The sequence below is a fragment of the Citrobacter sp. Cpo012 genome (genome assembly GCF_030333015.1).
In the GTDB taxonomy this organism is placed as follows: Bacteria; Pseudomonadota; Gammaproteobacteria; order Enterobacterales; family Enterobacteriaceae; genus Citrobacter; species Citrobacter portucalensis.
Genome location: NZ_JAOWGR010000034.1, coordinates 1 through 24543, shown reverse-complemented (window position 1 = coordinate 24543; position 24543 = coordinate 1). Strand labels below are relative to the sequence as shown.

Below are 24543 nucleotides of genomic sequence, written 5' to 3'. Positions count from 1 at the left end.
GACCCAGGCCGGATAAAATACGTCAACAGCCATCTGCATAATCACTTCAACGCTCTCATCCTGCGTTAAACCTACCCGTATTGCGTCTTACCCGCGCTCTGGCCAGAGGCGAGTCTGTCACCGCTCTCGTTAACGGCTGGCAGACGGTCATGCCACAATTCCCCATCATTTCAGGCTGATGTGAATTTTTTTCACGTTGGCTGAGTATTCCTCACCTTTAACGATGATTTTTGTGTTGACGCCAGCATGCTTTTCCGTCATTTTTACATCTAGACGTCTAAACGTATAGCAGTTCACAACACAACATATAACGACAAAAGATTGATGAGGTAAGGTATGAGCTTTTTTCACGCCAACCAGCGGGAAGCCCTGAATCAGAGCCTGGCGGAAGTACAGGGTCAGATTAACGTTTCGTTTGAGTTTTTCCCGCCGCGCACCAGTGAAATGGAGCAAACCCTGTGGAACTCCATCGATCGCCTGAGCAGCCTGAAGCCGAAGTTTGTTTCAGTCACCTATGGTGCAAACTCTGGTGAGCGCGACCGTACGCACAGCATTATTAAAGGCATTAAGGATCGCACTGGTCTTGAAGCAGCTCCGCACCTGACCTGTATTGATGCAACCCGCGATGAGCTGCGCACCATTGCTCAGGACTACTGGAATAACGGTATTCGTCATATTGTTGCTCTGCGCGGTGACTTGCCGCCGGGAAGCGGTAAACCGGATATGTATGCCTCTGACCTGGTGACTCTGCTGAAAGACGTTGCGGACTTTGATATCTCCGTTGCGGCTTACCCGGAAGTACACCCAGAAGCGAAGAGCGCTCAGGCCGATTTGCTGAACCTGAAGCGTAAGGTTGATGCCGGTGCAAACCGCGCCATTACTCAGTTTTTCTTCGATGTGGAAAGCTATCTGCGCTTTCGCGATCGCTGCGTGTCTGCGGGAATCGATGTGGAAATTATTCCGGGTATCCTGCCAGTCTCCAACTTTAAACAGGCGAAAAAATTTGCCGATATGACCAATGTTCGTATCCCTTCCTGGATGTCGACCATGTTTGATGGTCTGGATGATGATGCGGAAACCCGCAAGCTGGTAGGTGCAAACATCGCTATGGACATGGTGAAAATCCTCAGTCGCGAAGGGGTGAAAGATTTTCACTTCTATACCCTTAACCGTGCCGAGATGAGCTACGCTATTTGTCACACACTGGGTGTAAGACCGAATTAAACAGATGCCCCAGCCCTCTACGGAGGGCTTTTTATTGATCATTTTGATCTACATCTCTGTAACTTTAAATATAAAAGGAATTAGCTATCGAATCTGTGGGTTTTTTCGACTATATCTTATCTCTGGTGGTGTATATCGTAGTCAGAACACTGTAAAGGGAGCATATAGATGAGCATGTCCGACGATAGCCAGAACGCATCAACTGCCGGTAAGTGTCCTTTTCATCAGGGCGGTCACGATCAGAGTGCGGGAGCAGGAACGAACAACCGCGACTGGTGGCCCAATCAACTCCGTGTAGATCTTTTAAACCAACATTCCAACCGTTCTAACCCGCTGGGTGAGGACTTCGACTACCGAAAAGAGTTTAGCAAACTCGACTATTCAGCCCTGAAAGGGGATCTCAGAGCCCTTCTGTCCGAATCTCAACCGTGGTGGCCCGCTGACTGGGGAACCTATGCCGGATTATTTATCCGCATGGCATGGCACGGTGCAGGGACCTATCGCTCCGTCGATGGACGCGGTGGCGCGGGTCGCGGACAGCAGCGTTTTGCACCACTGAACTCCTGGCCGGACAACGTCAGCCTGGATAAAGCGCGTCGTCTGCTGTGGCCAATCAAGCAGAAATATGGCCAGAAAATTTCCTGGGCCGACCTGTTTATCCTTGCGGGTAACGTGGCGCTGGAAAACTCAGGCTTCCGTACCTTCGGCTTTGGTGCCGGTCGTGAAGACGTCTGGGAACCGGATCTCGACGTAAACTGGGGTGATGAAAAAGCCTGGCTGACCCACCGTCATCCGGAAGAACTGGCAAAAGCGCCGCTGGGCGCAACCGAAATGGGCCTTATCTATGTGAACCCGGAAGGGCCGGACCATAGCGGCGAACCGCTCTCTGCGGCCGCGGCTATTCGCGCGACCTTCGGTAACATGGGTATGAACGACGAAGAAACCGTAGCGCTGATTGGCGGCGGTCATACGTTGGGTAAAACTCACGGTGCAGCACCGGCTTCGCACGTAGGCGCCGATCCAGAATCCGCACCAATTGAAGCGCAGGGCCTGGGCTGGGCCAGCAGCTACGGCAGCGGCGCGGGTGCAGACGCAATTACTTCCGGTCTGGAAGTGGTCTGGACGCAGACGCCGACCCAATGGAGCAACTATTTCTTCGAGAACCTGTTCAAATATGAATGGGTACAAACCCGCAGTCCGGCAGGTGCGATTCAATTTGAAGCGGTTGACGCACCGGAAATTATCCCCGATCCGTTCGATCCGTCGAAAAAACGTAAGCCAACAATGTTGGTTACCGACCTGACGCTGCGTTTCGATCCGGAGTTCGAGAAGATCTCCCGTCGTTTCCTGAACGATCCGCAGGCCTTCAACGAAGCATTTGCCCGCGCATGGTTTAAGCTGACGCACCGTGATATGGGGCCAAAAGCACGTTACATCGGACCGGAAGTGCCAAAAGAAGATCTGATTTGGCAAGACCCGCTGCCGCATGCGTTCTTTAACCCAAGCGAAGAAGATATCCTGAAACTGAAGGCGACCATTGCTGCTTCCGGGTTGTCCGTGGGCGAGCTGGTGTCAGTGGCGTGGGCTTCGGCATCAACGTTCCGCGGTGGGGATAAACGTGGCGGCGCTAACGGTGCGCGTCTGGCGCTGGACCCACAGCGTGGCTGGGATGTGAATGCTACCGCGGCACGCGTACTGCCTGTGCTGGAAGGCATTTATAAGTCAGCCCATACCGCTTCGTTAGCCGATATTATCGTGCTGGCCGGTGTTGTCGGTATAGAGCAGGCGGCTAGCGCTGCGGGTGTCAGCATTAAAGTACCTTTTGCGCCGGGCCGCGTGGATGCGCGTCAGGACCAAACGGATATTGAGATGTTTGAACTGCTTGAGCCGATTGCCGATGGTTTCCGTAACTACCGCGCTCGTCCTGACGTATCGACCACCGAGTCGCTGCTGATTGATAAAGCACAGCAGCTGACGCTGACCGCACCGGAAATGACCGTGCTGGTGGGCGGTATGCGCGTACTGGGCACCAACTTCGACGGCAGCCAGCATGGCGTCTTTACCGATCGTCCTGGCGTGCTCAGCACTGACTTCTTCGTCAATCTGCTGGATATGCGCCATGAGTGGAAGGCGGTTGATGAGTCAAAAGAGCTGTTTGAAGGTCGTGACCGTCTGAGCGGCGAAGTAAAATACACGGCAACCCGCGCCGATCTGGTGTTCGGTTCTAACTCCGTACTGCGCGCAGTGGCTGAAGTTTATGCCTGCAGCGATGCTCACGAGAAGTTCGTGAGAGATTTCGTTGCCGCATGGGTGAAAGTGATGAACCTGGATCGTTTCGATCTGCTGTAACAGATAATGCCGGATGTCGCTTGTGCGTATCCGGCATAGTATGAATAAAAAAATCCCCGCGATTGCGGGGATTTTCTATTGGCAGGTTATTCCCACTCTTGCAGGTAACGTTGACCGTACTGGTCAGCCACCAGCAGGGCGGCATACACCTGGTCCGGCGTCGCGCCGCCAGGCATGTTGTGGATGGTTTCGCCTTCGGCACAGGCGGCCTCAGCCACAATGCGCATTTTCGCCGGGATATCCTGTTTGATGTCCAGTTGCGCCAGGGTAATCGGCAGGCCAACGGAATGGCACAGCGCGGCAACGGTTTCAATTTCATCAACTGGCGCGTTTTCCAGCACCAGCTGCGTCAGCGTACCAAACGCCACTTTCTCGCCGTGGTAGTAATGATGCGCATCCGGGATTGCGGTCAGACCGTTATGAATGGCGTGAGCCGCTGCCAGACCACCGCTTTCAAAACCGACGCCACTCAGATAGGTGTTGGCTTCAATAACACGTTCCAGTGCTGGTGTAACCACGTGCTGCTCTGCTGCCAGCATCGCTTTTTCACCTTCTTCGATTAGCGTATTAAAGCACAGCTCTGCCAGCGCCAGCGCCGCCTGAGTACACTGACCGCCCGCCATGGTGGTTGCGCCGCTGCGTGAACAGGCACGCGCTTCGAACCAGGTTGCCAGCGCATCGCCAATACCCGCAGCTAACAGACGCGCCGGTGCGCCCGCGACAATTTTGGTATCCACAATGACCCTGTCCGGGTTGTTGGGCAGCAGCAGATAGCGATCGAATTCACCGGCATCGGTGTAAATGACGGACAGCGCGCTGCACGGCGCATCGGTAGAGGCGATGGTTGGGGCAATGGCGACAGGCACGCCCATAAAGTGCGCCAGCGCTTTGGCGGTATCCAGCGTTTTACCGCCGCCAATACCAAGTACTGCGCCACACTGCGCTTTTTCCGCTACGCCGCGCAGACGGTCGATTTCGTTTTGTGAACATTCGCCGCCAAACGGTGCAATTTCCAGCGCCAGTCCGGCATCCTGGAAGCTTTTTTCCAGTGCGCCCTGGGCAAAGCCTAAGACAAACTTGTCCCCAACGACCAGCCAGCGTTCTGCCAGTGGTTTGAGGTAGCTGCCAAGACGGGTAATAACATCGGCACCCTGGATGTACTTACCAGGTGATTGAATAATGCGATCCATACTTTATTTCCCTCACAGGTTGATGTGACCAAATGCGTTGTTCCAGTCCTGCTCAAACTTCTCTATTGCTGACTCTACCGCAGGGGTATTGAGCATTTGTTGCGCTACGTCTAATGGCAGGGTGATAGCTTCACATCCTGCCAGTAAGCAATCCAGCGCCTGACGCGGGGTTTTAAAGCTGGCTGCCAGTACCATGCTGTTTGGCGCATGCAGCTCCAGTAACGTTTGCAGTTCTTGTACTGTGCGAATCCCATCGCCGCCCTGTGCGTCGATACGGTTAACGTAAGGCGCGATATATTTAGCTCCTGCCAGCGCAGCCAGTAGCCCCTGAGAAGCACTGTAAACGGCGGTTCCCAGCGTGGTGATACCCTCTTTTTTCAGCATCTTAATCGCGGCCAGACCTTCGGATGTCACCGGGATTTTCACTACCAGACCGGGCACTGCATTGCTCAGGCGTTTGGCTTCTTCCACCATGCCCTGCGCCTCGCGGCTCATGGTTTGGGCAAACAAAATACCCTCTTCGCCGATGGCATTTTGCAGGCGCGGCAGTACATCCCAGATAGATTCTTTGCTTGCCGCCACAATGCTTGGGTTGGTGGTAACACCCGCGATAGGGAAGATGCGTGCCAGACGTTCAACTTCCGCGACGTTGGCGGTATCAAGGTAAAGTTCCATACAAAAACATCCTCTTTAAAGTTCAAGTTCATGTTGCAACAGGCTGGCGATAGCGTCGGCTGAGGCGGCGCTAACCAGCGCGTTACGGAATTCTTCATGCATAATGCGGCGCGCCAGACGCGAGAAAATACGCATATGCTGATCGCCAGCGGCATGTTTGTTGAGCGTCAGCATAATAATGAACTGTGCATCATCATCACCCCAACGTACCGGCGCTTGCAGGCGCGCTACGCTGATGGTGGACTGCTCAATATGTTCGGATTTGCTGTGTGGAATGGCGAAGCTAAAACCTAATCCGGTAGAGAAGACGGCTTCGCGTGCCCACAGGTCTGCTTCCAGTTTACGTGGATAGCGGCAACGGCCTGCCAGCAGGAGGTTGTCGGTCATCCCTTTGATGACCTCTTCTTTACTGCGCCAGTTGCTGTCCAGTGTGATGCATTCGGCGGTAACCAGAGGCGTATCCTGTTGGGTCATGCGGAACTGAGCCAACAGATGTTCGACCTCCAGCGAGGTTCGACAAGCCATCGCTTGATTCAGCAATTGACGGCAGGCACGGCTGTCGAGTTGCGCCATCCGCGCTTTGGCGGCGGGAATGGAGGGAGCGCTCATACTGATTTCGTCCAGACCCAGTCCCACCAGCAATGGCAGCACCGAACCTTTGGCACCCAGTTCGCCACACAGGCCAATCCATTTCCCCTGCCGATGTACTGCCTGCACGGCGTAATCCAGCGCGCGCAGGAAGGCCGGATTCAGGCTGTTGTAGTGGCGGGTAACTTTGGCGTTGTCACGGTCGACCGCCAGCAGGTATTGCGTCAGGTCATTGCTGCCAATACTAAAGAAATCAATCTCTTCACAGCATTGGTCAATGATGAACATCACAGACGGAACCTCCAGCATAATACCGAGCTGGATCTTCTCATCAAACGGAATGTGTTCACTTCGCAGTTGCTGCTTGGCTTCTGCCAGTTTCTCTTTGACCCACAGGATCTCTTCCATCGAGGAGATCATTGGGATCATGATTTTCAGGCTACCGTGCGCTGAGGCGCGCAGGATCGATCGCAGTTGCGTAGTAAACAACGTGGCATATTCTTCATAAATACGCACCGCGCGATAACCGAGAAATGGGTTGGTCTCAGCAGGAATATTCAGATAATCAACGGGTTTATCACCGCCGATATCCATGGTGCGTACAATAATGCTGCGTCCCTTTGCGGGTTCCAGCGCCTGGCAGAAAATGTTGTATAGTTCGTTCTCATCCGGGGCGCAGGTACGGTCCATATACAGCATTTCCGTACGGAACAGGCCAACCGCTTCCGCACCGTTACTAAAGGCTGCTTGTGCTTCCACGGAGTGGGCGATGTTGGCGGCGACTTCCATACGGATGCCATCAGCCGTGCGTGCCTCCTGGGTCAGCCAGATACGTTGCTGTTCCCGAATGGCATCCTGGATACGGGCTTCTTGCTGATAATAACGTACGATGGATTCATCAGGGGCAACGACGACTGCTCCTGCGTTACCATCGATATAAACCGTTTGCTGTAGCCATGGCATCAAAGATTCAATATCTACGCCAACCAGCGTAGGGATGTTGAATGACCGGGCGAGAATCACCGTGTGTGACGTAGTACCACCGCTTTTTAACAGCAAGCCTTTCAGCAATGTTTTGTCCAGTTCGAGGAACTGGCTCGGTGTTAGCTCATCCGCCATGCAAACCGTAGGCTGGGTCAGTTTTCCCGGTGCAGGGAAGCGCTGTTCCCCATAAATTTGCTGCAGAAGCTGGAAGCAAACATCGCGTACATCCAGTGTACGCTCCTGTAAATAACTGCTGCTTGAACGGGCGAATTCATCACAAAAATGTCCGGCACTTTCGACAACCGCCTGGGCGCAGCTTAACCCGCGTGATACGCCAGCTAGCAGGTGCTGGCGCAGTGAGAGGTCGCTTGCCAGCGAGCGGTGTGCTTCCAGAATCGCACTGGTAGCGCCGTCGCTGTCGAGTAATCGAAACTCAATATTTTTCATCAACAGCGTTAAACCGTTATCCAGTGCCGCTTGCTCGGTTTCAATATCTTGAGCGGATGGAAGGTTACTGAGCGCGTTAAGATCCAGCGAAGAAAGCAGACTCAGAACGCCCCCTGCGCTGCCGTTGCAGACGGTGCGAGCGCGGAAAAGCTGTGGATTTAAATGGGTGAGTGATGCCGGAAGTGGCTCCAGCTCGTTGTTTTTGGCTTCCGCTAGCGGTGCATCGCAGTGCGGAAATTCATTTCGTAACCATTGGCTCAGATGCAGGTGGGCTGCCTGTTCATCTGTACCGGAAATCAGCAACTGGCAGCTATCACCCGCCAGAGTATCGGTGCCAATCAACGATAGTGCGCTCTTAGCGTTGCCCTTACGTTCGGTACGCAGGTTGTGCCACTCAATGTGTGAGGTAAAGGTGTTGCACTGCGTTTCTATGTGGCTTGCCGGGCGTGCATGTACGCCATTGGGTAGCTCACAGGTAAATTCCACAATCAGGGCCATAGCCTCATCTCCCATAACGATTTCTCGCTACAGGATAAAAGGGCAACGCCTGAGCCTGCCATGTGACAAATCTGCCAAAAACTGGATAAATGTAATGTAACTATCAAAGTGAGACATCCCTCACAAGTCAGCGTATCCACTATAAATTCCGAGAAACTGCAAGTTATGAGGCGGATCGCATTTTTGTACTGATATTACAAAAGTCCAGCAAATGGCCTTTTTATCCACTGTTTGCGTCGCGTCAGATTGCCTATTGTTTTCCGCAACAAGTTTATGGATATGGGCTTTAGGCAGCCCGGGAGCGACTTATGAAAGAGTTGGTACAAATCCTGAAAAATACTCGTCAGCACCTGATGACCGGTGTTTCGCATATGATCCCCTTCGTCGTAGCGGGCGGTATTTTGCTGGCTGTCTCCGTCATGCTGTATGGCAAAGGCGCGGTACCGGATGCTGCGACCGATCCTAATCTTAAAAAGCTGTTTGATATTGGCGTCGCCGGGTTGACTTTGATGGTGCCATTTCTTGCTGCTTATATCGGCTATTCCATCGCTGAACGTTCTGCTCTGGCCCCTTGTGCGATTGGCGCATGGGTGGGAAACAGCTTCGGTGCAGGTTTCTTTGGCGCATTAATTGCTGGGATTATTGGCGGTATCGTTGTCCATTATCTGAAGAAGATCCCCGTACATAAGGTGTTGCGTTCGGTAATGCCTATCTTCGTTATTCCCATCGTCGGCACTTTTATCACCGCAGGTATCATGATGTGGGGGCTGGGGGAGCCTGTTGGCGCGTTAACTACTAGCCTGACCGAGTGGCTGCAGGGTATGCAGCAGGGCAGCATTGTGCTGCTGGCGGTAATTATGGGACTGATGTTGGCCTTCGATATGGGAGGGCCAATTAACAAAGTTGCCTACGCCTTCATGCTGATTTGCGTGGCGCAGGGGGTTTATGCCGTCGTGGCAATCGCCGCAGTAGGGATCTGCGTACCGCCGCTGGGTTTAGGTTTAGCGACGCTGATTGGTCGTAAGAATTTCTCTTCTGAAGAACGCGAAGCCGGTAAAGCTGCGCTGGTAATGGGCTGCGTTGGCGTAACGGAAGGCGCGATTCCGTTTGCTGCAGCCGATCCGCTGCGTGTCATTCCATCGATTATGGTGGGTTCCGCCTGTGGCACGGTAACCGCCGCCCTGTTTGGTGCGCAGTGTTATGCCGGCTGGGGCGGGCTGATTGTTCTGCCTGTAGTGGAAGGAAAACTGGGTTATATTGCGGCGGTTGCCGTTGGTGCTGTAGTGACCGCCGTGTGCGTTAACGTACTGAAAAGTCTGGCGCGGAAAAAAGTGTCTCAGGTCGATCAGAAAGAAGATGACCTGGATTTAGATTTTGAAATGAATTAAGTGAGGAATGAGTCATGACCAAGATTATCGCAGTAACCGCATGTCCTTCTGGCGTTGCCCACACCTATATGGCAGCCGAAGCGCTGGAAAGCGCCGCTAAAGCTAAAGGTTGGCAAGTAAAGGTTGAGACTCAGGGTTCGATCGGTCTGGAAAACGAACTGACCGCGGCGGATGTGGCGGAAGCCGACATGGTCATTCTGACCAAGGACATTGGTATTAAATTTGAAGAACGTTTTGCGGGCAAAACTATCGTTCGCGTCAACATCAGCGATGCAGTGAAACGTGCCGACGCCATCATGAGCAAGATTGGCGCGCATCTGGCGCAAACCGCTTAACCGTTTGTTTGCCGGATGGCGGCTTCGCCTTATCCGGCCTACAGATGCGTAGGCCTGATAAGCGTAGCGCCATCAGGCAACTATTCCCGCAGGAGTTCCTCATGACGAACCGCATCCAACGTTTAAAAACCGCTCTGTTTCAGAACAACCGTGAAATTTCGCTTGAACGTGCGCTGTTATATACCGCCAGCCACCAGCAGACGGAGGGAGAGCCGGTTATTCTGCGTCGGGCGAAAGCCACCGCATATATTCTTGAGCACGTTGAGATTTCGATTCGTGATGAGGAACTGATTGCCGGAAACCGTACTGTTAAACCGCGTGCGGGCATTATGTCACCGGAAATGGATCCTTACTGGCTGCTTAAAGAGCTGGAGCAGTTTCCAACCCGTCCGCAGGACCGTTTTGACATCAGCGAAGAGGATAAACATCTCTATCGCGATGTGCTGTATCCGTACTGGGAAAAGCGGTCGATGAAAGATTTCATCAACGGTCAGATGACCGATGAGGTTAAAGCCGCCGTCAGTACCCAGATTTTTAGCATTAACCAGACTGACAAAGGTCAGGGACATATCATTATTGATTATCCACGCCTGTTGAATCATGGGCTTGGCGAACTGGTAGCGCAGATGCGAGCGCATTGTCTGCAGCAGCCGGAGAATCACTTTTATCAGGCTGCGCTGCTACTGCTGGAGGCTTCGCAAAAACATATTCTGCGTTACGCTATGTTGGCAGAGAAGATGGCGGAAAGCTGCCCGGATGCGCAGCGACGCCAGGAATTACTGACGATTGCTGAAAACTCTCGGCATAACGCCCAAAGCAAGCCGCAAACTTTCTGGCAGGCATGTCAGCTGTTCTGGTACATGAACATTATTTTGCAATATGAATCCAACGCCAGTTCTCTTTCACTCGGACGCTTCGACCAGTATATGCTGCCGTTTTATCAGGCCTCGCTGACGCAGGGGGAAGACCCGGCATTCTTACAAGAGATCCTCGAATCCCTGTGGGTGAAATGTAATGACATCGTACTGCTGCGATCCACCAGCAGCGCGCGCTATTTCGCTGGCTTCCCAACAGGCTACACCGCGCTACTGGGGGGATTGACGGAGAATGGTCGTAGTGCGGTAAATGTATTGTCTTTCCTCTGTCTTGATGCGTATCAGAACGTACAGCTACCACAACCAAACCTCGGTGTGCGCACGAATGCGTTGATCGATACACCGTTCCTGATGAAAACAGCACAGACCATTCGTCTTGGTACCGGCATCCCGCAAATCTTTAACGATGAAGTGGTGGTGCCCGCGTTTCTTAATCGCGGTGTTTCGCTGGAAGATGCGCGGGATTACGCGGTAGTAGGCTGTGTCGAGCTGTCTATTCCAGGCAGAACATACGGTTTGCACGATATCGCTATGTTTAATCTGCTGAAAGTGATGGAAATTTGTCTGCATGAGAACGAAAGCAACCGTACTCTGACGTACGACGATCTCCTGGCGCATATTCGTGCCAAAATCAGCCACTACATCACGTTGATGGTGGAGGGCAGTAATATCTGCGATATCGGTCACCGCGACTGGGCGCCGGTGCCGCTGCTCTCCTCGTTTATTAGCGACTGTCTGGATAAAGGGTGCGATATTACCGACGGCGGTGCGCGTTATAACTTCTCCGGCGTACAGGGGATCGGTATTGCAAACCTGAGCGATTCGCTGCATGCGCTCAATGGGCTGGTATTCGAACAACAGCGCTTATCTTTTGATGAACTTTTGTCGGTGCTAAAAGATAACTTTGCTACCCCGGAAGGCGAGAAAGTTCGCGCCAGGCTGATCAATCGCTTCGAAAAATACGGCAACGATATCGATGATGTAGATAACATCAGCGCCGAACTGCTACGTCATTACTGCAAAGAGGTAGAGAAATACAAGAATCCACGCGGCGGGCAATTTACGCCGGGTTCGTATACCGTCTCTGCGCACGTGCCGCTGGGTTCGGTCGTTGGGGCAACACCGGATGGCCGCTTCGCCGGGGAGCAACTGGCAGATGGGGGGCTGTCGCCGATGCTGGGACAGGATATGCAAGGACCGACGGCGGTATTGAAGTCGGTCAGCAAGCTGGATAACACACTGCTTTCCAATGGGACGTTGCTGAACGTGAAGTTTACGCCAGCCACACTGGAAGGTGAGGCCGGTTTACGCAAGCTGGCGGATTTTCTGCGGGCATTTACCCAGCTCAAACTCCAGCATATCCAGTTTAACGTGGTGAATGCCGACACATTGCGCGAAGCGCAGCAGCGCCCGCAGGATTTCACCGGGCTGGTGGTGCGTGTGGCGGGTTACAGCGCCTTCTTTGTCGAGTTGTCGAAGGAGATCCAGGATGACATCATTCGCCGCACCGCGCATCAACTGTGAGGTAATTGACCCACGAGGCGAGGAAGTCGCGCGTATATTCAACATTCAGCGTTACTCACTGAATGATGGGCAGGGTATTCGTACGGTCGTCTTTTTTAAAGGCTGTCCGCATACCTGCCCTTGGTGTGCTAACCCGGAATCACTCTCACCACGTATTGAAACGGTACGGCGGGAGAGTAAATGTCTGCACTGTACACCCTGTCTGCGTGATGCTGACGAGTGTCCCTCTGGGGCGTTTGAACGTATTGGTCGTGATATCACGTTGGACGAGCTGGAACGTGAAGTGATGAAAGATGATATTTTCTTTCGCACTTCTGGTGGGGGGGTAACGCTTTCCGGCGGTGAAGTGCTGATGCAAGCGCCCTTTGCCACACGGTTCCTGCAACGTCTGCGGCGCTGGGATGTGCGCTGTGCAATTGAAACGGCTGGCGATGCGCCGGCCGGTCGCTTGTTATCGCTCGCAAAAGAGTGTGATGAGGTGTTGTTCGACCTCAAAATAATGGATGGAGATCTGGCTCGTGAGGTCATCAACATGAACCTACCGCGTGTACTGGCGAATTTACGGCTATTGGTGGAGGAAGGGGTTAATGTCATACCTCGCCTGCCGCTGATTCCGGGCTTTACGATGAATTCAGATAACACGCAGCATGTGTTGACGATGTTGTCATCGCTAGGCATAAAACAGGTACACCTGCTACCGTTTCATCAATATGGCGAGCCCAAATACAGCCTGCTCGGTTTGCCCTGGTTGATGAAAGAAGTGCCCGTACCGACTGCGCAAGAGGTGGATATTATACGTAAGATGGCAGAATGCGCCGGATTTCAGGTAACAGTAGGAGGATAGTATGACCATCGCACCTGTACGATATCTGGTTGCTGTCACCGCGTGCGTAAGCGGCGTAGCCCATACCTATATGGCAGCTGAGCGGCTGGAGAAACTCTGCCAGCAGGAAAAATGGAGCATCAAGATCGAAACTCAAGGGGCATTGGGTACCGAAAATCGCCTGACGGAAGAGGATATTAACCGCGCTGATGTGGTGTTGCTCATTACTGATATTGAACTGGCAGGAGCAGAGCGTTTTACGCAGAGCCGATACGTTCAGTCGGGCATTAGCGCATTTCTGCGTGAGCCGCAGCGGGTGATGAGCGCCGTGCGAAAGCTGCTTTCAGCACCACAGCACACACATCTTACTCTGGATTAGCTTCTTTCTCCGTCAATTGGCTGTGGTACTGCCGACGGTATTCTGATGGTGAACGTTCGGTATTTTTGCGAAACAGGCGGCAGAAGTAGTTGCTGTCAACAAACCCACAAATGTGCGCCACCTCTTTAATCTTCAATTCGTAACCCTTCAACAGCGTTTTTGCGTGTTCTAGTCGCGTGTGGTTCAGGTATTCGTTAAAACCGATAGCGCCCGTTTTTTGAAAAAGGTGGGAAAGATAATTGGGTGAGATGTAGAACGCCTGCGCGACGGATTCTCGGGTGAGCGGTGAAGCGTAGCGTTCGTCAATATAGTTGCGAATGGCTTCGAAAAGCGCCTGGCTGCGTGATGCGGTTTGGATCTGGCTGCCGAGCAGATCGCGGCAGTGGCTCAGTAAGCTTGCAACGATTAGCCTGGCGGTTTGCTGCTCCTGCGGCTGCATCTGCATTTCATTGAGCGTTTGCAGCAGGAATGAGCCAATACGCGGTCCACGCCGCGCGACGTGCTGGCGGGTAAGGTTTTGATATTGCTTACCGTCCCACTGAACGATGCTAAAACCCAGTTGCTGTTTGCCAAATAAGATACTGAGTGTGGTCACCGGTGTGAGCCACTGTGGAAAGTTCCAGCCACCAGCCGGAACGAACAAGGCATCGCAAGGCTGTAACGTCGCGGATGCACCAGCAACACCGTTATCGGTGAATTCACCTTCCAGCACAATCTCCAGTCGGGGAAAATCGACCTGATACGCCAGTTCCGGCGTTGAGCTACTGGTGCTGGCAAAGTAAATCTGCCGCAGCGGTGTGGGGCCGTTGATCAGGCGAGAGAGCAGGTGGCTGATGTCGTGATACATGTTAATCCCTTGCAGGCAGCAGACAGGGAAACAGTAACGTTGAAAACAATCGCCCTCAAGCGATTATTGCCGGATGGCGGCTAATGCCTTATCCGGCCTACAAGTCTTTGCGAGCTGTAGGCCGGATAAGCGTAGCGCATCCGGCAGACTGTTACTGATTACCGATTTGATCGCCGTAAGGAAGGGTATCGTAATCAATCAGGGCATTCTTTTTGTACGGGTTGCCAATCCAGCGGGTCGTCTCTTTGAACTGCGGGCTGGTAATGGCACGAGTTGGATCGAAACCATCATAGGTGAAGCCCGCTAAATCAGACCAGGTGTGGATAAGCTCTGAGCTGCTGTATTTACGATTCACATCCTGTGAGAAGTCACGCGGGTGTGCAGCCTGCCATTTTTCCGAGGTCCACAGCAGGAACGGCACCGTATACATATGACGCGTTGGGTTGTCTTCATTACGACCCTGCGTTTTATGCGGCGGCGTATCGTATACCTCTTCCCCATGATCGGAGAAGTACAGCAGGAAGCCGTTCGGATCGGTCGCTTTATAGTCTTTGATCAGACTGGCAATGATATGGTCATTGTAAACATTCGCGCTGTCGTAATCGTTGTAAGCTTCCAGCTCATCGTTACTCAGGCCAGCGGGCACATTGTCGATATTATTGTCGAACTTACCCTGACCATCCGGGTAACGGAATTTGTACTTAATATGCGTACCCAGCAGGTGAACGATGATGAACTTTTTCGGTGCAGGGTCAGCCAGTACTTCTTTAAATGGCGCCAGCACGTTGCTGTCATATTCGCGCGCACTTTGGGTACGCTGCTGGTTCATATAGAACTGTTTATCCGTCTGCTTAGAGAACACCGTCAGCATGGTGTTGCGGGCGGTCATCGTCTGCTGATTGGTGATCCAGAAGGTTTTATAACCTGCCTGTTTCATCATGTTCATCAGGGACGGCTGAGTCAGATACAGATCTGGGTTCTTCTCGTTGGCAAAGGTCAGCGCCTGCTGCAGGATTTCAATGGTGTACGGACGTGAGGTCACGACATTATTGAACACGGTGAAGTTAGGATCGGATTTATGCAGCGCATCCAGTTCAGGCGTTGTTTCGCGTGGGTAACCGTACAGGCTCATGCGGCCACGTTGCGTTGACTCGCCAATCACCAGTACCAGCGTACGCGGCGCATCACCGGAGTTGTCTTTAAAGTTGGCCAGCGGCGGCAGGGCATTGTTCTCATTCAGCAGGCTATTCAGCGCGGTCAACTGCTGACGATACTGATAATACCCGGAGATGAACTGCCACGGTGCGGCAGGCTCCATGCGTGAGGCGAGACCATCCAACGTTTTTTCAAACGGCTTATGTTTGATAAACGTGTTCACTGTCATCGGATGCAGAATCAATCCGTATAACAGTGCAAACGACACCAGATAGCGCCAGGGTGATGGAATATGCACAGGACGCAGACGTGTCCATAGCAGAATTGCCACAGCTGTATAGGCCAGCGCAATTAAGACAATCTTCAGGCTGAAATATTGGCTCAGATATTCGCTGGCTTCGTTCGCATTGGTTTCAAACATTACGTACAGAACGCTTTGCGAGAACTCTTGCCCGTAGATGACGTAATAGCTCAGAGCAGCCAGCGAGGCCGCCCATAACACCACGCCTATCACGGCAGCAATAATGCGGATACGGTTTGGAAATAAGAATACCGGAATCAACCACAGCGAACTAAACAGCAAGGAGTCGCGTAAACCGGTAGATCCGCTGTAGCCGCTAAAATAGATAACGGCCTGCAGTAACGAAGAAAAGAACCAAAAATAGAGGAGCGCCCAACCCAGGGCTTTCCAGCTAAATACGGGTTTAGACTGGAGTTGTAAGGATTGCATAGTATGAGCCTGTCTTTAATTGTAGCGCCAAGATTAGCACCTAAACATTAAGAGGAACTGAAGCATCACGATCTTAGGATCGTGTTTTGCCGTTGTTATATTCACGTGGTGAATATGTTCGAGGGGAAATATATTGAAAATGAAGTGGTTGTAACAGTGGTTTTTGCTGTCGCCTTCGTACAATAGCACGAAGGCGACGGGGGGAGGGACGTTAGCCAGTATTACGCATACCAGCGGCGACACCAGCGATTGTGACCATCAATGCTTGTTCCACGCGTGGGTCCGGTGCATTGCCCTGTTCTTCTGCCTGGCGTGAGCGGTGTAACAGCTCTGCCTGTAAGACGTTCAGTGGGTCAGTATAAACATTCCTTAACTGAATGGACTCGGCAATCCACGGCAGGTCGGCCATCAAATGCGAGTCGTTGGCAATCGCCAGTACGACATCGATATCTGCTGCCAGGCGTTGGCGTAGCTCTGCACCCAGCGGCCACAGATCTTTTTTGACCAGGCGCTGATCGTAATACTCTGCCAGCCACAGGTCTGCTTTTGCGAAAACCATTTCCAGCATGCCAAGGCGTGTGGAGAAGAATGGCCAGTCGCGGCACATGGCTTCAAGTTCGCTTTGCTTGCCGTCTTCAACCACTTTTTGCAGCGCGGTACCTGCACCCAACCAGGCCGGGAGCATCAGGCGGTTCTGCGTCCAGGCGAAGATCCACGGAATGGCGCGCAGAGACTCTACCCCGCCGGTCGGACGGCGTTTTGCCGGACGTGAACCGAGCGGGAGTTTACCCAGTTCCTGCTCCGGTGTCGCTGAGCGGAAATAAGGGACGAAGCCTTTGTTTTCACGCACATATCCACGATAGAGCTCGCAGGAAATATCGGAAAGCTCATCCATGATATGACGCCAGCTATCTTTCGGTTCTGGCGGTGGTAACAGGTTGGCCTCCAGAATTGCTCCGGTATACAGCGACAGGCTGCTGATGGTCACTTCCGGCAGGCCGTACTTAAAGCGGATCATCTCCCCTTGTTCTGTCACGCGCAGACCGCCTTTCAGGCTGCCCGGCGGTTGAGAGAGTAGCGCCGCATGTGCAGGCGCGCCGCCGCGACCAATGGAACCACCGCGACCGTGGAAAAGCGTCAGTTCGATACCGGCTTTTTCGCAGGTTTTGATTAGCGCGTCCTGAGCCTGGTATTGCGCCCAGGAGGCCGCCATCACGCCCGCGTCTTTTGCAGAATCAGAGTAGCCAATCATGACCATCTGTTTGCCCTGAATAAAGCCGCGGTACCAGTCGATATTTAAAAGTTGAGACATGACGTCATCGGCATTGTTGAGGTCGTCCAGCGTTTCAAATAGCGGAGCGACCGGCATAGCAAAACCAATTCCGGCTTCTTTCAGCAGCAGATGCACGGCCAGCACATCCGACGGAGTTTTCGCCATCGAGATAACATAGGCGGCAATGGAGCCATATGGGGCTTCGGCAATGACCCGACAGGTGTCGAGCACTTCACGGGTGTCGTTGCTCGGTTCCCAGTTACGCGGCAGGAGCGGACGCTTGGAATTCAGTTCGCGGATCAGGAAAGCCTGTTTATCCGCTTCCGACCAGTTTTCGTAGTCGCCAATACCCAGATAACGGGTCAGTTCGCCCAGGGCTTCAGTATGACGGGTGCTTTCCTGACGAATATCAATACGCACCAGCGGCACACCGAAACACTTCACGCGCCTAAGGGTGTCGAGCAATTCGCCATTGGCGATGATGCCCATGCCACAGGCCTGTAGAGACTGGTAGCACGCGTATAGCGGGTCCCAAAGCTGTTCGTTTTGGGTGAGCAGTCCCGCAGGTTTCGGCAATTTCTCGCCTTTCAGACGGGCTTCAAGCCAGGCCTGGGTTGCCATCAGACGAGAACGCAGGGTTTTCATCAGATAGCGATAAGGTTCAGCTGCACCTTCTTCGCCTACCAGCGCCATCAGCTCCGGCGTGGCATCCACCATCGACAGCTCAGAAATCAGAAACTGGATGTCTTTCAGGAACAGGTCTGTCGCTTTCCAGCGGCTGAGCAGCAGCACGTGACGGGTGATATCTGCCGTTACGTTCGGGTTACCATCACGGTCACCGCCCATCCAGGAAGTAAATCGAACCGGGACAAAATCAACCGGCAGCTTATAACCCAGATGCTCTTCCAGTTGTTCATTCAGCTCACGCAGGTAGTTTGGTACACCGTCCCACAGGCTGTTTTCAACTACCGCGAAACCCCATTTGGCTTCATCAACCGGGCTTGGGCGCAGCTTGCGGATCTCATCCGTATGCCAGGACTGGGCAATGAGCTGACGCAGACGGCGCATCAGTTGGTTGCGTTCATAATCGACGAGGTCTTTGTTATCAAGCTGCTTGAGGCAGGCGTTCACTTCACCCATTTTATGGATCAGCGTACGACGAGTGATCTCGGTCGGGTGGGCGGTGAGTACCAGCTCCAGAGAGAGTGATTCTACGGCTTTCTTGATGGTGGCGTCATTGAGGTTGGGTTGCTCTTTCAGTTTACGCAGAGTGCGAGCAATCACTTCCGGGTTGCTGGCTGCTTCGCCTTTTGGCGAAATGCTGTGGTATTGCTCGGCGGTGTTGGCCAGGTTCAGGAACTGGCTAAATGCGCGGGCAACCGGCAGCAGCTCGTCGTTAGACAGATTTTGCAGTGTGGTGAGCAATTCCTGGCGATTAACTTCATTGCCAGCGCGAGATGATTTGGACAGCTTACGAATTGTTTCTACGCGATCAAGAATGTTCTCTCCCAGCGCATCCTTGATGGTCTCTCCCAGCACTTTGCCGAGCATACTGACATTACTACGCAACGCGGAATATTGTTCGTTCATATTAACCCAGACACCCCATCTATTTTGAATATGTCCTGTATCTTTCGCGCCTGACTATCACGCGAAATCTTGCGGACTTAACTTTTTAGCCGTCTTTTATAAAGCCACGTAAAACACGTGACGTCAATTGCTGCGAAATCGGTTCAGCAAACGAATAAATGCCGTGAATTTACGTTATTTAATTCACATCCAATCAAATAAGCGTTGCTTATGGAAATGTTAAAAAATCACCCCGCTTACCACTAAAGGATTAGCGGGGTGATAAGCAGTTAATGCCAGCAGAAATGATGCACAACCTGGGTGATTAATTCGCGAGTTGGCTTAATAAAGCGTGTTTCCAGATATTCATCCGGCTGATGCGCCTGATTAATAGAACCTGGACCCAATACCAGCGTCGGGCAAAGCGTCTGGATAAATGGCGCTTCGGTGCAGTAGTTCACCACTTCAGTCTGTGCGCCCAGCAGTTTCTCAACCACCTCTACCAGTTGATGGTCAGGTGGACACTCATAGCCTGGAATCGGTGGATGCAGTTCCGATATGGTCAGGCGACCCGGCCAGCGTTCGCTGACAGGGGCCAGCGCTTCGTTAAGTAACCCATTGAGATCGTTTAGCGTCATACCCGGTAGCGGGCGAATATCCATATGCAGTTCGCAGCAGGCGCAGATTCGGTTGGCGGCGTCGCCGCCGTGGATGTGGCCCAAATTTAACGTTGGATACGGAACGGTAAAGGCATTATGGTGATAGCGCGCTTTCAGGTCATCGCGCAGATGCATGATATGGCCGATGGCATCATGCATCAGTTCAATCGCATTAACGCCACGCGCCGGATCGCTTGAATGACCCGACTGCCCCAGAATGCGTATCGCATTAGAGATATGACCTTTGTGCGCGCGAACCGGTTGCAGTGAAGTGGGTTCGCCAATAATCGCGCAGTCCGGGCGCAGAGCGGTGGTTTCAGAGAAATAGCGTGCTCCCGCCATGCTGGTCTCTTCGTCGGCAGTGGCCAGAATGTAGAGGGGCTTTTTCAGCTTCGTGACGTCGACATCACGCAACGCGTCGAGGATAAAGGCGAAGAAGCCTTTCATGTCCGCCGTACCCAAACCATACAGCTTATTGTCATGCTCGGTCAGGGTGAACGGATCGCGCGTCCAGCGTCCGTCGTCAAAGGGTACGGTATCGGTATGGCCCGCCAACAACAGACCACCAGCGCCCTGTCCAATGCTCGCCAGCATATTGAATTTATTTCGCGTATCGGGAACCGGCTGGACCTCCACATTGAAGCCTAAATCTTTAAACCAGCCCGCCAACAGAGTGATTAAACCTGCATTGCTTTGATCGAGCGCTTCTTCGGTAGCGCTAATCGATGGCGTGGCAATCAGAGCGCGGTAAATCTCGATAAATGGCGGTAAATTGTTTTTCATTGTTGACACACCTCGGGTCATGATAGTATCAATATTCATGCAGTATTTGTGAATAAAAATACATTAACGTTGAGCGTAATAAAACCCACCAAGTGTAAGGTGAGGTGATAAAGGCTTATACCTGGCAACAGAATCTAAGAAGGTGAGCAGCCCCGATGTTGAATACGCTGATTGTGGGCGCCAGTGGCTATGCCGGCGCAGAGCTTGTGACCTATGTAAATCGCCATCCTGATATGACCATAACCGCTTTGACCGTCTCAGCGCAAAGCAATGATGCAGGAAAATTAATCTCCGATTTGCATCCGCAGTTGAAAGGCATTGTCGATTTACCGTTGCAGCCAATGTCAGATATCAGCGAGTTTAGCGCAGGGGTGGATGTTGTGTTCCTCGCAACGGCTCATGAGGTAAGTCATGACCTGGCTCCGCAGTTTTTGCAGGCCGGTTGCGTGGTGTTTGACCTCTCTGGCGCGTTTCGCGTAAATGACGGCGCGTTCTATGAAAAATATTATGGTTTTACCCATCAGCATCCCGATCTGCTGGAGCAGGCAGTTTACGGGCTGGCGGAATGGAACGAAGACCAACTGAAAGAAGCGAATCTGATTGCTGTGCCGGGTTGTTACCCGACGGCGGCGCAGCTTTCGCTGAAACCACTGATTGACGCCGGGCTGTTGGATCTCAGCCAGTGGCCGGTAATTAATGCGACCAGCGGCGTGAGCGGCGCGGGCCGTAAAGCGGCTATCTCTAATAGTTTTTGCGAAGTAAGCCTGCAACCGTATGGCGTGTTTACCCATCGTCACCAGCCGGAAATCGCCACTCATCTGGGGGCTGAAGTGATTTTCACCCCGCATCTGGGCAACTTCCCGCGCGGAATTCTGGAAACTATCACTTGCCGCCTTAAAGCGGGTGTAACTTATGCTCAGGTAGCGCAGACGCTGCAACAGGCGTATGGCGATAAACCGCTGGTGCGTCTGTATGACAAAGGGGTTCCAGCGCTGAAGAATGTGGTTGGATTACCATTCTGTGATATCGGGTTTGCTGTGCAGGGTGAGCATCTGATCGTTGTGGCGACGGAAGACAACTTATTGAAAGGCGCGGCGGCACAGGCGATGCAGTGCGCAAATATTCGTTTTGGCTTTGCCCAAACGCAGTCTCTTATTTAAGGGTGCAACAATGAATCCATTAATTATCAAGCTGGGCGGCGTTTTACTGGATAGCGAAGAGGCGCTGGAGCGCTTGTTTACCGCACTGGTGAATTATCGTGAGTCGCACCAGCGTCCGCTGGTCATTGTGCACGGTGGCGGCTGCGTGGTCGACGAGCTGATGAAGCAGCTGAATCTGCCAGTGAAAAAGAAAAATGGTCTGCGCGTCACGCCAGCCGATCAAATTGACATTATTACCGGTGCCCTGGCGGGAACGGCGAATAAAACCTTGCTGGCCTGGGCGAAAAAGCATCACATCGCGTCTGTTGGTCTGTATCTTGGCGATGGCGACAGCGTAAAAGTGACGCCGCTCGATAAAGAACTGGGTCATGTTGGACTGGCGCAGCCGGGTTCGCCTAAGCTGATTAACACGCTGCTGGAAAGCGGTTTTCTGCCGGTAGTGAGCTCTATTGGTGTCACTGATGATGGTCTGCTGATGAACGTGAATGCCGATCAGGCTGCAACGGCGCTGGCGGCAACGCTGGGTGCGGATCTGATCCTGCTCTCTGATGTGAGCGGTATTCTGGATGGCAAAGGCCAGCGCATTGCCGAAATGACCGCGGCGAAAGCGGAACAGCTGATTGAACAGGGCATTATTACCGATGGCATGATCGTGAAGGTGAATGCAGCGCTGGATGCCGCGCGTACGCTGGGCCGTCCGGTGGATATCGCCTCCTGGCGTCATGCAGAGCAACTTCCCGCGCTGTTTAACGGCACGCCAATTGGTACGCGTATTCTGGCTTAACTATTAATGTGCCGGATGGCGGCTTCGCCTTATCCGGTCTACGTGGGTTTTGTAGGCCCGGTAAGCGCAGCGCCACCGGGCAAAAATATCATATTAAGGAAATTCGTTATGGCACTTTGGGGTGGGCGTTTTACACAGGCAGCAGATCAGCGGTTCAAACAGTTCAACGACTCGTTGCGTTTTGACTACCGCCTGGCAGAACAGGATATTGTTGGCTCTGTGGCCTGGTCCAAAGCGTTGGTAACGGTAGGTGTACTGACTGCCGATGAACAGCTGCAGTTGGAAGAGGCGCTGAATAACCTGCTGGAAGAGGTTCGCGCGAATCCTCAGCAGATTTTGCAAAGCGATGCCGAAGATATTCACAGTTGGGTGGAAGGTAAGCTGATTGATAAAGTCGGCCAGCTTGGTAAAAAACTGCATACCGGGCGTAGCCGTAATGACCAGGTTGCGACCGATCTCAAGCTGTGGTGCAAAGATACGGTTATCGAATTACTGTCGGCCAATCGTCAGTTGCAAACTGCGCTGGTGGTGACGGCGGAGAATAACCAGGACGCCGTCATGCCGGGTTACACCCACCTGCAACGTGCGCAGCCGGTGACGTTTGCTCACTGGTGTCTGGCCTATGTTGAAATGTTGGCGCGTGACGAGAGCCGTTTGCAGGATGCGCTCAAACGCCTGGACGTCAGTCCGTTAGGCTGCGGCGCGCTGGCGGGTACGGCGTATGAAATCGATCGCGAGCAGTTGGCGGCTTGGTTGGGCTTTGCCTCGGCAACGCGCAACAGCCTGGACAGCGTTTCTGACCGTGACCACGTGCTGGAGTTACTCTCCGACGCCTCTATCGGCATGGTACACCTGTCGCGTTTTGCTGAAGATCTGATTTTCTTTAACACCGGCGAAGCGGGCTTTGTTGAACTCTCCGACCGTGTGACTTCCGGTTCATCTCTGATGCCGCAGAAGAAAAACCCGGATGCGCTGGAGCTGATCCGTGGCAAATGCGGTCGCGTGCAGGGTGCGCTGACCGGCATGATGATGACTTTAAAAGGCCTTCCACTGGCATACAACAAAGATATGCAGGAAGACAAAGAAGGGCTGTTCGACGCGCTCGACACCTGGCTGGACTGTCTGCATATGGCCGCGCTGGTGCTGGATGGAATCCAGGTGAAACGTCCGCGTTGCCAGGAAGCGGCGCAGCAGGGTTATGCTAACGCCACTGAGCTGGCGGATTATCTGGTGGCGAAAGGCGTCCCGTTCCGCGAAGCGCACCATATTGTGGGGGAAACGGTGGTCGAGGCGATTCGTCAGGGCAAACCGCTGGAAGCGCTGTCGCTTGCCGACTTACAAAAGTTCAGCCAGGTGATTGGCGATGACGTTTACCCGATCCTCTCGTTGCAATCGTGTCTGGATAAACGTGCAGCGAAAGGTGGCGTGTCGCCGCAGCAGGTTGCGCAGGCGATCGACTACGCGAAGGCACGCCTGTAGGTCGGATAAGGCGAAGCCGCCATCCGGCACTGTGCGCCGTTCTGCCTGATGGCGCTACGCTTATCAGGCCTACCAAACCATAACCCGGCCGAGCTTTGCGACGCCGGGCTTTTTGTGCACAGAAAACCCCCAGCTAGGCTGGGGGTTCCGGAAAGCTTTCAGCTTTGGGCCAGTTATTAAAACCCCTTTTGATTTGTTAAAACACCTTGCGGTCTGGCAACTGCAAGGGTTAAACAAGAAATCAAAAGGGGGTCCCAATGGGGGACGAAAAGAGCTTAGCGCACACCCGATGGAACTGTAAATATCACATAGTTTTTGCGCCCAAATACCGAAGACAAGCATTCTACGGGGAGAAACGTAGGGCGATAGGCAGCATCTTAAGAAAGCTGTGTGAGTGGAAAAACGTGCGGATCCTGGAAGCGGAATGCTGTGCAGATCATATCCATATGCTTGTGGAAATCCCGCCCAAAATGAGCGTATCCGGTTTTATGGGTTATCTGAAAGGTAAAAGCAGTCTGATGTTGTATGAGCAGTTTGGTGATATGAAGTTTAAATACAGGAACAGGGAGTTCTGGTGTCGTGGGTATTACGTAGATACGGTGGGTAAGAACACGGCAAGGATACAGGAATACATAAAGCACCAGCTTGCAGAGGATAAAATGGGCGAGCAGTTATCGATCCCTTATCCGGGTAGCCCGTTTACGGGCCGTAAGTAACGAAGTCTGATGCAAATGTCAGATCGTATGCGCCTGTTAGGGCGCGGCTGGTAACAGAGCCTTATAGGCGCATCAGAAAAACCTCCGGCTATGCCGGAGGATATTTATT

Annotated in this window: 18 protein-coding genes; 11 read left to right on the top strand and 7 right to left on the bottom strand. The window is 53.0% G+C overall.

The window, feature by feature from the left end; genetic code table 11:
• The first annotated feature begins 336 nt into the window (after nucleotides 1–336).
• Entirely contained in the window at nucleotides 337–1224 is an 888-nt protein-coding gene (gene metF, locus OGX90_RS05715) for a methylenetetrahydrofolate reductase (protein WP_003825161.1), read from the top strand.
• 168 nt (nucleotides 1225–1392) lie between these two features.
• Complete coding sequence (katG, locus tag OGX90_RS05710; RefSeq protein ID WP_234691948.1) at nucleotides 1393–3573, top strand: catalase/peroxidase HPI; 2181 nt, start codon at nucleotides 1393–1395, stop codon at nucleotides 3571–3573.
• Nucleotides 3574–3659: 86 nt separating this feature from the next.
• On the opposite strand, the gene gldA is transcribed toward katG, so the two are convergent.
• Genes gldA through ptsP form a run of 3 tightly spaced genes read right to left on the bottom strand, consistent with a single transcriptional unit; the run spans nucleotide 3660 to nucleotide 7955 of the window.
• Entirely contained in the window at nucleotides 3660–4763 is a 1104-nt protein-coding gene (gene gldA / locus OGX90_RS05705; RefSeq protein ID WP_003825158.1) for a bifunctional L-1,2-propanediol dehydrogenase/glycerol dehydrogenase, read from the bottom strand.
• Nucleotides 4764–4775: 12 nt separating this feature from the next.
• Nucleotides 4776–5438, bottom strand: coding sequence for a fructose-6-phosphate aldolase (fsa, locus tag OGX90_RS05700; protein ID WP_020996106.1), 663 nt, complete (start codon nucleotides 5436–5438; stop codon nucleotides 4776–4778).
• Nucleotides 5439–5453: 15 nt separating this feature from the next.
• A complete protein-coding gene (gene ptsP / locus OGX90_RS05695; protein ID WP_234691965.1) occupies nucleotides 5454–7955 on the bottom strand; it encodes a phosphoenolpyruvate--protein phosphotransferase in 2502 nt (833 codons plus the stop codon).
• Nucleotides 7956–8263: 308 nt separating this feature from the next.
• Between ptsP and OGX90_RS05690 the strand changes: the two genes are divergently transcribed.
• The 5 genes from OGX90_RS05690 to OGX90_RS05670 all read left to right on the top strand — a co-directional run bounded on the left by OGX90_RS05690 (nucleotide 8264) and on the right by OGX90_RS05670 (nucleotide 13279).
• Nucleotides 8264–9343, top strand: coding sequence for a PTS fructose transporter subunit EIIC (locus tag OGX90_RS05690; RefSeq protein ID WP_174770835.1), 1080 nt, complete (start codon nucleotides 8264–8266; stop codon nucleotides 9341–9343).
• Nucleotides 9344–9357: 14 nt separating this feature from the next.
• The gene (locus OGX90_RS05685; RefSeq protein ID WP_148362595.1) at nucleotides 9358–9678 is read left to right on the top strand and encodes a PTS fructose-like transporter subunit IIB; all 321 of its coding nucleotides are present in this window, start codon (nucleotides 9358–9360) and stop codon (nucleotides 9676–9678) included.
• Between the two features lie 101 nt (nucleotides 9679–9779).
• On the top strand, nucleotides 9780–12077 hold the full coding sequence (locus OGX90_RS05680; protein WP_174770834.1) for a formate C-acetyltransferase: 2298 nt from the start codon (nucleotides 9780–9782) through the stop codon (nucleotides 12075–12077).
• On the top strand, nucleotides 12043–12921 hold the full coding sequence (locus OGX90_RS05675; RefSeq protein ID WP_174770833.1) for a [formate-C-acetyltransferase]-activating enzyme: 879 nt from the start codon (nucleotides 12043–12045) through the stop codon (nucleotides 12919–12921). Before OGX90_RS05680 ends, OGX90_RS05675 begins: the two co-directional genes overlap by 35 nt.
• 1 nt (nucleotide 12922) lies before the next feature.
• Nucleotides 12923–13279 (top strand): PTS fructose-like transporter subunit IIB, encoded by a 357-nt coding sequence (locus OGX90_RS05670; protein WP_008787052.1) that lies wholly within the window; start codon nucleotides 12923–12925, stop codon nucleotides 13277–13279.
• Here the strand turns inward: OGX90_RS05670 and OGX90_RS05665 are convergent.
• The 4 genes from OGX90_RS05665 to argE all read right to left on the bottom strand — a co-directional run bounded on the left by OGX90_RS05665 (nucleotide 13266) and on the right by argE (nucleotide 20295).
• Nucleotides 13266–14126 carry a helix-turn-helix transcriptional regulator gene (locus OGX90_RS05665; RefSeq protein WP_008787053.1) on the bottom strand — a complete coding sequence of 287 codons (861 nt, stop codon included), beginning with the start codon at nucleotides 14124–14126 and terminating at the stop codon, nucleotides 13266–13268. The genes OGX90_RS05670 and OGX90_RS05665 overlap by 14 nt on opposite strands.
• A 151-nt stretch (nucleotides 14127–14277) precedes the next feature.
• Entirely contained in the window at nucleotides 14278–16011 is a 1734-nt protein-coding gene (locus tag OGX90_RS05660) for a phosphoethanolamine transferase CptA (protein ID WP_111466268.1), read from the bottom strand.
• Nucleotides 16012–16222: 211 nt separating this feature from the next.
• Complete coding sequence (gene ppc, locus OGX90_RS05655) at nucleotides 16223–18874, bottom strand: phosphoenolpyruvate carboxylase (protein ID WP_286623327.1); 2652 nt, start codon at nucleotides 18872–18874, stop codon at nucleotides 16223–16225.
• A gap of 269 nt (nucleotides 18875–19143) precedes the next feature.
• Complete coding sequence (gene argE, locus OGX90_RS05650; protein WP_174770831.1) at nucleotides 19144–20295, bottom strand: acetylornithine deacetylase; 1152 nt, start codon at nucleotides 20293–20295, stop codon at nucleotides 19144–19146.
• Between the two features lie 155 nt (nucleotides 20296–20450).
• On the opposite strand from argE, the gene argC reads away from it, so the two are divergent.
• The 4 genes from argC (at nucleotide 20451) to tnpA (ending at nucleotide 24434) form a co-directional block, all read left to right on the top strand.
• Nucleotides 20451–21455 (top strand): N-acetyl-gamma-glutamyl-phosphate reductase, encoded by a 1005-nt coding sequence (argC, locus tag OGX90_RS05645; protein WP_174770830.1) that lies wholly within the window; start codon nucleotides 20451–20453, stop codon nucleotides 21453–21455.
• Between the two features lie 10 nt (nucleotides 21456–21465).
• On the top strand, nucleotides 21466–22239 hold the full coding sequence (argB, locus tag OGX90_RS05640; protein WP_003028854.1) for an acetylglutamate kinase: 774 nt from the start codon (nucleotides 21466–21468) through the stop codon (nucleotides 22237–22239).
• A gap of 108 nt (nucleotides 22240–22347) precedes the next feature.
• The gene (gene argH / locus OGX90_RS05635; RefSeq protein WP_048237070.1) at nucleotides 22348–23718 is read left to right on the top strand and encodes an argininosuccinate lyase; all 1371 of its coding nucleotides are present in this window, start codon (nucleotides 22348–22350) and stop codon (nucleotides 23716–23718) included.
• Nucleotides 23719–23975: 257 nt separating this feature from the next.
• Nucleotides 23976–24434, top strand: coding sequence for an IS200/IS605 family transposase (gene tnpA / locus OGX90_RS05630; RefSeq protein ID WP_057069660.1), 459 nt, complete (start codon nucleotides 23976–23978; stop codon nucleotides 24432–24434).
• Nucleotides 24435–24543: the final 109 nt, after the last annotated feature.